Source organism: Nocardioides sp. NPDC057772 (assembly GCF_042798075.1).
Classification (GTDB): Bacteria; Actinomycetota; Actinomycetes; order Propionibacteriales; family Nocardioidaceae; genus Nocardioides.
Genome location: NZ_JBHVKN010000195.1, coordinates 1,670 through 9,666 on the forward strand (window position 1 = coordinate 1,670; position 7,997 = coordinate 9,666).

5 protein-coding genes are annotated in these 7,997 nt (G+C 68.1%); 4 read left to right on the plus strand and 1 reads right to left on the minus strand.

Going from position 1 to position 7,997, the window contains the following annotated elements:
* Nucleotides 1–61: 61 nt before the first annotated feature.
* A complete protein-coding gene (locus ACFVJS_RS22960) occupies nt 62–1,771 on the minus strand; it encodes a S8 family serine peptidase (protein ID WP_378885376.1) in 1,710 nt (569 codons plus the stop codon).
* Nucleotides 1,772–1,951: 180 nt separating this feature from the next.
* On the opposite strand from ACFVJS_RS22960, the gene ACFVJS_RS22965 reads away from it, so the two are divergent.
* The 4 genes from ACFVJS_RS22965 to ACFVJS_RS22980 form a co-directional block, all read left to right on the plus strand.
* Nucleotides 1,952–2,584, plus strand: a complete 633-nt coding sequence (locus ACFVJS_RS22965; RefSeq protein WP_378885378.1) for a TetR/AcrR family transcriptional regulator — start codon at nt 1,952–1,954, stop codon at nt 2,582–2,584.
* Nucleotides 2,585–4,333, plus strand: coding sequence for an ABC transporter ATP-binding protein (locus ACFVJS_RS22970; protein ID WP_378885381.1), 1,749 nt, complete (start codon nt 2,585–2,587; stop codon nt 4,331–4,333).
* Between the two features lie 118 nt (nt 4,334–4,451).
* Nucleotides 4,452–6,422, plus strand: a complete 1,971-nt coding sequence (locus ACFVJS_RS22975; protein WP_378885384.1) for an ABC transporter ATP-binding protein — start codon at nt 4,452–4,454, stop codon at nt 6,420–6,422.
* A 340-nt stretch (nt 6,423–6,762) separates the two neighbouring features.
* Nucleotides 6,763–7,997, plus strand: a 1,235-nt coding sequence (locus ACFVJS_RS22980) for an MFS transporter (protein ID WP_378885386.1), incomplete at its 3' end; no start/stop codon positions are given.

Below are 7,997 nucleotides of genomic sequence, written 5' to 3' on the forward strand. Positions count from 1 at the left end.
GGTGTTGCAATGCCAGAGAAGTGCAGGGATACCCGGTTAACCGGGTATCCCTGCACGAGGGTCAGCGCGAAACCGCCGCCTCGGCGTTGACGATGCCGCTGCCGTAGAAGCCGTTCGGGGCCTCGCCACCCTCACAGGTGTGGGTCGAGGTCGCCGTGTTGCCGTTGGGCAGGTGGCGGACGTAGGTGAAGTCCGCCGGGACCGGGCAGGCCTTGTCGGTGGCCGAGCTGAGCAGGATCTTCTCGACCTTGTTGGGCGAGAGCTTCTTGCCGGAACGGTCGCTGCTGCCGTACTCGCCGACGATCAGCGCCGCCACGCCAGCGGCGTGCGGGGACGCCATCGAGGTGCCCTGCAGGTACTGGTAGTAGGAGCACTCGCCGCTGGAGCAGTCCGCGACGGCCCACGGGACCAGGACCTCACCGGTCGCCGGGTCGATCGCGCCCTCGGCCACGGCCAGGTCGTACGGGTAGGCGGCCAGGATGGTGGCGGCGAAGTCGCGCTTGCGGTCCGCGGTGTCGTACGCGTCGCCACCCGGCGCCGCGACGTCGACGAAGCCGTCGCCGTAGCTGGAGTAGTAGGACTTGCGCTCGGACGGGCCGGTGGAGCTGACCGCGATGACCCCGTCACCCTCGGTCGGCATGGAGACGCAGGACTCCGGGTCGAGCAGGTCACGGACGTACGCGGCCTCGCCGGGCTCGCTGGCGTAGTCGGGGCTGCTGGCGTCGGTCTGCGGCTTGGTGTAGTCGATCGCCTGGTTGCCGGCGGCGGCGACGAGGGTCACGCCGCGCGAGCGGGCGTAGTCGAGGGCACGCTGCATCGCGGTGATGATCGTGATCTGCTCGGCCTGGTCCTCGGGGGAGTCGGCCGGGTGGCTGGTGCAGTTGAACAGCCACGGGTCGACGTAGTAGCTCATGTTGACCACGTCGATGCCGTTGCGGCCGGCGTAGGTCAGCGCGTCCACCGAGGGCTGCAAGAAGAAGTAGCCGGAGTCCTGGCCGACGCGGAGGTTGACGATGTCGGCCTCCGGGGCGACGCCGGTGATGCCGACGCCGTTGACCGGCGAGGCGATGGTCGAGGCGACGTGGGTGCCGTGGCCGTTCTCGTCGACGTCGGCCGCGTCCTCGCAGGAGGCGTCGGGCTCGTCCTCGCACGGACCGTCGACCGGGGCGCCGTTGGCGTCGACCGGGATGTCGGTGGTGAAGTTGCGGCTCAGGCGGGCGTCGAAGTTGGGCGCGATGTCGGGGTGCGACCCGTCGACACCGGTGTCCATGATGCCGACGCGGACACCCTCGCCGCGCTCGGTCTCGTTGGCCTCCCCGGCGTGGATCTGCTCCATGTCCCACTGCAGACCGGAGAGCGGCTCCGAGGACCCCTTGGGCTTCGGGGTCTTGGGCGCGGTGCCCTTGCCACCGCGGAACTCGGTCTCGACCTTCGACACCTCCTGCTTGCGGGCCTTGCTCGCCGCATCAGGGGTGGTGGCGCCCACGATCCTGTCCTGGGCCGCGCCGACGAGGGCGCTCGAGGCGTTGGCCGCCTCGGCGAAGTCCTCGCCCGCGGTGACCGTCGCGACACCGATGGCACTGTTCTCCGAGACGATCTCGCCCCCGGCCGCCTTCACGGCGGCGCGAGCGGTGGCGGCCGAGGATCCCTCGGCATATGCCACGACATAGCGGACCTCCTGGTCGGAGGTGGCGCTGCCCGAGTTCGCCATGACGAGGGTGCCGGTGACCCCCAGCGCGACCGCGGTCGCACCTGTCAACAACCTACGCATGCTGTCTCCATTCCGGATTCGGTGGTCGAGATTGTCGGGACCACCGCTGTCACGGCCCTTGTCGGCCCGACAGTGGGGCCCAGCATGCCCTAGTCCGCATCCGGTCGAACAGGGTTTGGCGGGAGCACCCACCCGATAATCGAGTTGTGAGTGAGTGCTCACTCACATACTCTCGTGGATGTGGACGAACGACGTACGCGGGCGAAGCCGATCCCCGCAGCCGACCGCCGCGCGGCGATCATCGCGGCGACCGAGACGCTGCTGATCGAGCACGGCACGGCGACCACCACGCGGCTGATCGCGGAAGCGGCGGGGGTGGCCGAGGGCACGATCTTCCGCCACTTCCGCGACAAGCGGGAGCTCTACCGGGCGGTGGCGGAGAACGTCTTCGACCCCGTGCGGACGGAGGAGTCCATGGCGGAGGTCGTCGAGGAGAAGGCCGACATCGAGGACAAGCTCCGTGCCGTCATCGACCTGCTGGCAGCGGGCTCGCAGCGCGGCGTCTTGGTCATGATGGCGGTGCGCTCGGCCGTGATGGAGGAGGAGTGCGACCCCGAGGGCGTACGTCATCCGCACGGTCCGCCGAGGTTCGTCATCGAGGCCAACAAGGCCCTCATCGACAACCTGACGAGGCTCGTCTTCGAGCCGCACGCGAACGAGCTGCGGCTGCCCCCGCGCAAGGCCGCGCTGGTGCTGCGCAGCCTCACGATCGGGGCCTGGCTCCCCGGTCTGAACCGAACGAACCAGCCGTTGAGCACCGAGGACGTCATCGACGTGCTGCTCGGTGGCATCCTGACCAGAGAGACCCCCTGAATGCTTCTCCGACTGCTCCGGGACTACCTGCTCCCGTACAAGAGATTCCTGGTCGTCATCGCGATCCTGCAGCTCTTCTCGACCTCGGCCTTCATGCTGCTGCCCAGCCTCAACGCCGACATCATCGACAAGGGCGTGGCCGCGGGCGACACGGACTACATCATGCGCATCGGCGCGATCATGCTCGGCGTGGCGCTGGTGCAGATCCTGTGCTCGATCGCCAGCGTCTACTTCGCGGCACGCAGCTCGATGAGCTTCGGCCGCGACCTGCGGGCGGCGATCTTCGCGAAGGTCGGCTCCTTCAGCGCTCGCGAGGTCGGCCGCTTCGGCGCCCCGTCGCTGATCACCCGGACCACCAACGACGTCCAGCAGGTGCAGATGCTCGCCGTGCTGACCTGCACGCTCGCGGTGATGGTGCCGATGATGATGGTCGGCGGTGTCGTGATGGCCATCCAGGAGGACGCCGGTCTCTCCTGGCTGCTCGCGGTCGTCATCCCGGCGCTGCTGCTCTCCATGGCCGTGGTCGTCCGCGGCATGGTCCCCAACTTCCGCAAGGTCCAGGAGCGCATCGACGCGGTCAACCGCATCCTGCGCGAGCAGATCACCGGCATCCGGGTCATCCGCGCGTTCGTGCGCGAGCGCCAGGAGACCGCGCGGTTCGCGAAGGCCAACGACGAGCTCACCGACGTCGCGCTGCGGGCCGGGCGCTGGATGTCGACGATGTTCCCGCTGATGATGCTGGTCATCAACGTGGCCAGCGTCGCGGTGATCTGGTTCGGTGGCATCCGGGTCGACAACGGAGTGATGCAGGTCGGCCCGCTGACCGCCTTCCTGCAGTACCTGATGCAGATCCTGATGTCGATCATGATGGGCACGTTCATGCTCATGCAGGTGCCGCGTGCGGCCGTCTGCGCCGACCGGATCGCCGAGGTGCTCGACACCGAGACGTCGGTGACGCCGCCGAGTGCCGGCATCACCGAGATCTCCCGGCGCGGGCACGTCGACCTGACCGGTGCCGGTTTCACCTACCCCGGCGCCGACCACCCCGTCCTCCACGACCTCACCTTCGAGGCCCGGCCGGGGCAGACCGTCGCGATCATCGGCTCCACCGGCGCCGGCAAGACGACCCTCCTGGGGCTCATCCCACGGCTCTTCGACGCGACGGCCGGGGTCGTGCGCGTCGGTGGGATCGACGTACGCGACCTCGACCCGGCCACCCTCCGCAGCACTCTCGGGCTGGTGCCGCAGAAGGCCTTCTTGTTCACCGGCACCGTCCGGTCCAACCTGCTCCACGGCAAGCCGGATGCCACCGACGAGGAGCTCTGGCACGCGCTCGAGGTCGCTCAGGCGCGCGACTTCGTCGAGCGGATGGCGCCCGAGGGTGGCACCGGTCTCGACGCCGAGATCGACCAGGGCGGCACCAACGTCTCCGGCGGTCAGCGGCAGCGTCTGGCGATCGCCCGCGCACTGGTGAGGAGGCCCGACATCTATCTCTTCGACGACTCGTTCTCCGCGCTCGACGTCGCCACCGACGCCCGGCTCCGCGCCGCGCTCGCCCCCGAGACCCGCAACGCCACGGTCATCGTGGTCGCCCAGCGCGTCTCCACCATCCGCGACGCCGACAAGATCCTCGTGCTCGAGGACGGCGCCATCGTCGGTGAGGGCACCCACGAGGAGCTGCTCGCCGGCAACGCCACCTACCAGGAGATCGTCTCCTCCCAGCTCAGCGCAGAGGAGGCGGCGGCATGAGCGAGCGGCGGAATGCTCACCGAGGTAACTCGGTGAATGATCACTGCCTTCGTGGAATTCCGCGAAGGAACTGTATCCACGCCGAGGTACCTCGGTCAGCATTCGAGGAGGCCGCCGCATGAGCGAGACCATGAAGAAGACCGAGCGGATCGTACGTCCCCAGGGCGGCCCCGGCCCGATGGGCGCCGGCGGCGCGGTGGGGGACAAGGCGATGAACTTCGTCCCTTCGGCGAAGCGCCTCCTGAGGAGGATGGCGCCCTACAAGATCCATGCCTTCGCCACCATCGTCCTGGCTGCGATCAGCGTGACGCTGATGTCGTTGGGTCCGTTGCTGCTCGGCAAGGCGACCAACATCATCTTCGGCGGCGTCTTCTCCCGGGAGCTGCCGGCGGGGGTGACCCAGGAGGAGGCGGTCGAGGGCCTGCGGGCGCAGGGTGACGACAAGCTCGCCGACATGCTCTCCGGGATGGACTACGTCAACCCCGGCCACGGCGTCGACTTCGACGCCCTGCGCAACGCGTTGCTGGTCGTGCTCATCGTCTACCTGGTCGCCTCGATGCTCTCCTTCGCGCAGGGCTGGATCCTCAACTCGGTCGTCCAGGGCACCGTGAAGGGACTGCGCGAGGACGTCGAGAAGAAGGTGCACAGCGTCCCGCTGTCCTACTTCGACAAGCAGCCGCGAGGCGAGCTGCTCAGCCGGGTCACCAACGACATCGACAACATCAGCCAGACCCTGCAGCAGACCTTCAGCCAGGTGCTGACCGCGCTGTTCACGCTGGTCACGGTGCTGTTCATGATGTTCTGGATCAGCCCGGTCCTGGCCCTGATCGCGCTGCTCGCGGTGCCGGTCTCACTGGTCGTGACCGGCGCGGTGATGAAGCGGTCGCAGGGTCAGTTCGTGGCCCAGTGGCGCCACACCGGCAAGCTCAACGGCCACATCGAGGAGACCTTCTCGGGCCATGACCTGGTCAAGGTCTTCGGCCGTCAGGAGGAGGTCGAGAAGACCTTCGCCGAGGAGAACGACAAGCTCTTCGACGCCGCCTTCAAGGCCCAGTTCATCAGCGGGATCCTGATGCCGCTGATGATGTTCGTCGGCAACCTGATGTTCGTCGTGGTCTGCGTCGTCGGGTCGCTCCGCGTGGCCAGCGGCGCGCTGAGCCTGGGGGAGCTGCAGGCCTTCATCCAGTACTCGCGCCAGTTCACCCAGCCCATCACCACCCTCGCCTCGATGATGAACCTGCTCCAGTCGGGAGTCGCCTCGGCCGAGCGCGTCTTCGAGCTGCTCGACGCCGAGGAGCAGTCGGCCGAGGTCGGCGCACCCCGGACGGGTTCCGCCGGCGCCGGCGAGGTCCGCTTCGAGCACGTCTCGTTCGCCTACGACGCGGACAAGCCGCTCATCGAGGACCTGTCGCTGGTGGCCCGCCCCGGGCAGACCGTCGCGATCGTCGGCCCGACCGGTGCCGGCAAGACCACGCTGGTGAACCTGATCATGCGGTTCTACGAGCTGGACGGCGGCCGGATCACCCTGGACGGCGTCGACATCGCCTCGATGCCCCGCGCCGACCTGCGGGGCCGCACCGGCATGGTGCTCCAGGACACCTGGCTCTTCGAGGGCACGATCCGCGACAACATCCGCTACGGCCGTCCGTCCGCGACCGACGAGGAGCTCCTCGAGGCGGCCCGGGCGACGTACGTCGACAGGTTCGTGCACTCGCTCCCGGACGGCTACGACACCCTGATCACCGACCAGGGCGGCAACCTGTCGGCGGGCGAGCGGCAGCTGGTCACGATCGCGCGGGCCTTCCTCGCCGAGCCGTCGCTGCTGATCCTCGACGAGGCGACCTCCTCGGTCGACACCCGCACCGAGCTGCTGCTGCAGCACGCCATGGCGGCGCTGCGCTCGGACCGCACCTCCTTCGTGATCGCCCACCGGCTCTCCACGATCCGCGACGCCGACCTGATCCTGGTGATGCGCGACGGCGCGATCGTCGAGCAGGGTAACCACGCCGAGCTGCTCGAGGCAGGTGGGGCGTACGCCGAGCTCTACCAGTCGCAGTTCAGCCACCCCCTGGTCGAGGAGCCTGCCTGACCAGCGATAAAACCCTTTGATTCCGCGACGGCCCGGCGCCTACCGTTGAGGCACACGGGAAAGGAGGTGATCCGATCAGATGAAGAACGATTGGATGCGTGAGGTGGCTGCTCGCTAGCAGCCCTCCAACCATGGATGGGGAGCTGGCAATCCAACGGCAGCCACCCGACCCGCAGGCGTACCGGACTCATCCACCGGGACGGCCACCTGGCCCGCCTGCGGGTCGCCCCGTTTTCGGGCGCCGATCGCTCCACACAGGGACAAGTTGCGTTTAGCAACTAAACGCAGGTACATTGGTTGACGATATTCAACCAGTTTCTCGTGAGAGCCGAGCCCACACTTGTCAGAGTCCCAGCAGCCTTCGCCGGCCGTCGCGGCGCCGGAGATGTCCCACCGCCAGATCATGGAGGTCCTCTCGGGCCTGCTGATGGCGCTCTTCGTCGCCATGCTGTCCAGCACCTCGGTCGCCAACGCGCTGCCGCGGATCGTCACCGACCTCGACGGCACCCAGGGTGGCTACACCTGGATCGTCGTCTCGAGCATGCTGGCGATGACCGCGACCACGCCGATCTGGGGAAAGCTCGCCGACCTCTACAACAAGAAGGTCCTGGTCCAGGTCGCGCTCGGGCTGTTCATCGTCGGCTCCGCGATCTGCGGTCTGGCTCCGTCGATGCCGGTCATCATCACCGGCCGGGTGATTGCCGGCCTCGGTATGGGTGGCATCGTCGCGCTGATCCAGGTGATCATCGCGATGATCGTCTCCCCGCGTGAGCGCGGTCGCTACTCCGGCTACATCGGCGCCGTCTTCGCCCTGGCCACGGTCATCGGCCCGCTCGTGGGCGGCGTGATCGTCGACTCGCCGGTCGGCTGGCCGGGCGTCTTCTACGTCGGCGTCCCGTTCGCCGTGGTCGCCTTCATCCTGCTGCAGAAGACCTTGCACCTCCCGCACGTACGCCGCGAGGTCAGCATCGACTACCTCGGTGCGTTCCTGCTGGTCGCCGGTGTCTCGATGCTGCTCATCTGGGTCACGCTGGGCGGCGAGTCCTTCGAGTGGGCCTCGCCGATGTCGTACGTCATGGTCGCCGGCAGCGTCGTCGTGCTCGCCGTCGCGATCCTGGTCGAGGGCAGGTTCGCCGCGGAGCCGATCATCCCGCTGCGGCTCTTCCGCGACCGCACCATGGTGCTCTCCACGTGCGCCTCGTTCTTCGTCGGCGCCGGCATGTTCGGCGCGACGGTCTACCTGCAGCAGTACTTCCAGACCGCCCGCGGGATGACGCCGACCCATGCCGGCCTGATGTCGATCTGCATGGTGCTCGGGCTCTCCGTCGCCGGCATGGTCACCGGGCGCCTGATCAGCGCCACCGGGCGCTGGAAGCGCTACCTCCTCTTCGGCGGCATCATGCTGCCGGTCGGGCTCTACCTGCTCAGCACGATCGACGAGCACACCAACCTCGCGCTGGTCGGTGCCTTCATGGCCGTCGTCGGCCTCGGTGTCGGTGCCACCAACCAGAACCTCGTGCTCGCGGTGCAGAACAACCTCGACACCAAGGACATGGGCGCCGGCTCCTCGGTGGT